Source organism: Holdemanella sp., from assembly GCF_056804935.1.
The window spans coordinates 1-2703 of record NZ_DBMEXE010000219.1 but is presented as its reverse complement, the minus strand read 5'-3'; the positions used below and the strand labels follow the sequence as shown (position 1 = coordinate 2703).

The 2703-nt window shown below is 32.7% G+C and carries 3 protein-coding genes; all 3 read right to left on the bottom strand.

All coding sequences use genetic code 11. From position 1 onward, the window contains the following. A partial coding sequence (locus tag ACZQCL_RS08490; protein WP_482482783.1) for a hypothetical protein occupies window positions 1-360 on the bottom strand: 360 nt, incomplete at its 3' end. Next, the gene (locus ACZQCL_RS08485) at window positions 357-1682 is read right to left on the bottom strand and encodes a protein kinase family protein (RefSeq protein WP_227991114.1); all 1326 of its coding nucleotides are present in this window, start codon (window positions 1680-1682) and stop codon (window positions 357-359) included. The genes ACZQCL_RS08485 and ACZQCL_RS08490, both read right to left, overlap by 4 nt. Continuing rightward, window positions 1663-2619 (bottom strand): FHA domain-containing protein, encoded by a 957-nt coding sequence (locus ACZQCL_RS08480; protein ID WP_482482781.1) that lies wholly within the window; start codon window positions 2617-2619, stop codon window positions 1663-1665. The genes ACZQCL_RS08485 and ACZQCL_RS08480 overlap by 20 nt, the downstream gene beginning before the upstream one ends. Between the last annotated feature and the right edge of the window lie 84 nt (window positions 2620-2703).

Here is a 2703-nt window from a genome sequence, read left to right as displayed (position 1 = left end):
TTTATCTTCTAAAGGAAGCACATCTATGATGTTTTGATTGCCTGCATTGAATACGATATCTGGCATTGTCGTATCTAATAGAATTGTTTTTTCACCTTCCTGTAAAGCATAACCATCTATATCTTTTAAAATAAATACAAGCTGCGTAATTCCTTCTTTTTGAATATCGATAAAAGTATGTTCTTGGTTTAAATCAATTTCTTTGCCATCATAAATAACTAAACTAGAATCTCGATCCACTTTTTCATCAAAGAACAACTCAACATTTCCTGTCGCAGAGGCCACACCATTTATAAAGCTTTCTGTTTCCTGCCAATATATAAAATCTGTATATTCAACATCTTGTAGAGAAACAATCATAGGCTCCTCCAAAACTCATAAAGATCTTTCCATCTTTCACTTTTTAAATTGTCAATAAAAACCACTGGAATTTCCATATTTTCACTCTCCTTATTTCGTAATAAAAGTACATATTCCAAGTAATTACATCCTAGATTTTCAAATTCGGCTTGATACGTTTTTAATGTCTCTGGATTTATACTTTCAATCCAGTCTTTAATCGGTTGAATCGAAATTTTAATTTCTTTATGCAAACCAAACTGAAGACATTGATTTAAAACGTTCAATTTATCTTTTAGAAGCAAGTTATTTGAATTAACCAGCTTAACACACGTATCAATATGTGCGGCATCCGGATTTAAATACACCAACACAAGTGCTTGAAGCTCTGGCCATTTATCTAAAGAAACACGATCATATACATATCGAATCAAAGTAGCATCTTTTGTCGCTATTGCCTCCTCCATTAAAAATAAAGATGCCTGTTCATTGACATATACTTCATCCAAGATCCATCCATTAGAGATCCACGTATATAAACGATCTTTTTTATCAGACTCTTTATACGCTTTTTCAAATAAGGCAATTTGATGATGGGTGTAGTACGCATCAAAGACACTTTTTGGACTTGTACGGAAGACAGACAGAATACATATAGAAAGTACAAGCAGGATTCGAATGATAATATGTATAAAAATCAAGTTCTTAAATGTGGATAATCGAGATATTCTTCGCTCTTGTTTTTGATGACACAAAAGAACTATGGGCATCATACTTATGCCAAAAAGTTCTTGAATCAAAGAACCAAGTGCATAAATATCACAACGAATATCCTTTTCATTCAGTGTTAATAATTCAGGTGCACAATTGGATTTTGAAGCCATCACTGCCACATGTGAGTGATTTTCAATACATGCATTAAAATCAATTAAATAGAAATGGTTCTGATAATAAATAATATTTTCAAGTTTTAAATCAATATAGAGATAGCCAATCTGATGCAGATCTTGCAGGACTTTTAAAACATCAATTAGCAAGCGATACTTTTTGAATAAACAACGATGGTTTTGAAAGTATTGTCTTGCGTTGATTCCCGGAATATATGTTTCGACAAAACATTGCGCAAAGTCTTCTTCAAAACAAGTGATCAAGCTAGGGACATGGATCGAATTTAAGTTAGAGAGCACATTGATCTCTGTTTTAAATTGATGTTTATATCGTTTTGTTTCATAATCTGGACAGATTTTTAAAATATAAACACACGTACTCAATTCATCCATAACACGATAAACATTGGCATTATAGGTATGTATGATCTTATATCTATTGTTCTTTAAATTCACACACGACATCACCAAATCGTATCGTCATGCCATCTTTTAATCGCATCTTACGTTTCACTTCTTTTTCGTTCAGATACGTCTTATTCGTACTCTTTAGATCTTGTATATAGTACCGATCATTTTCACATACGATCTTGGCATGTTTTAAAGATATACTCGCATCCTGTATACGGACATCACATACCATCGCTCTTCCCACTAGATTGATTTCATTGCACAATGCATATTTTTCTTGATCGCATAATAAGTAGGCATAAAAATCTACTTTTACTTGTAAAAGCTGTGTTTTTTCTTCCAAAACAGATTCAACAGGCTTCTCTTTATGGAAAGCTTGTATGGGTTCTTTGACTTTAAATGTCTGCATTCTCTTGTTTTTAAAGAAAGAAAACTTTTTCGGATAATATAAATTTCGTATATTATCCAGACCTAAGACAAGATTAGGTAAACTAAACTCAGCACTCTTTAAAAACTTCAATAAAAATCCAGGAATTTCAAAAGCGGTTGTAGTCTGCATTGTTTTTGCGATGTATTCCACCCATTTTTCTGACATATCCTTTTGAAACATCCAGTTCGATATTTGAATGGGCACCACGACAAACGCAAAGCGGTCTCCAAAACTAGAGACAAATACGTAGTCTGGGTCAAATAGAACTGGCTTATTGCGATTGGATGCGATGGCTTGTTCAAATAACTGATGCAAGAATATATATCCTTCTTCTTTTTCAAACACATACTGACTTAAAAAATCATGTAAAGGAATATAGCCTTCTATCGCATACACCATCGATGCCGTTTTTTCGTTTGTCAACATACAAGGCAGACAAAAATCATCATTCGATAATCGATCAAAAATGGATAGGTTGAGTAATTCTGGATTTTTCAAATGAACATACAAGTGATTATCATCCATGTGATCTTGTTCAATCCATTCGGACATCTCATCACCTCCATACTCTTAAACGTTTTTTTTATCACTTTTTCCAGAAAACTTTCATTATTTTTTTGATTTTTTGAGTTTTTT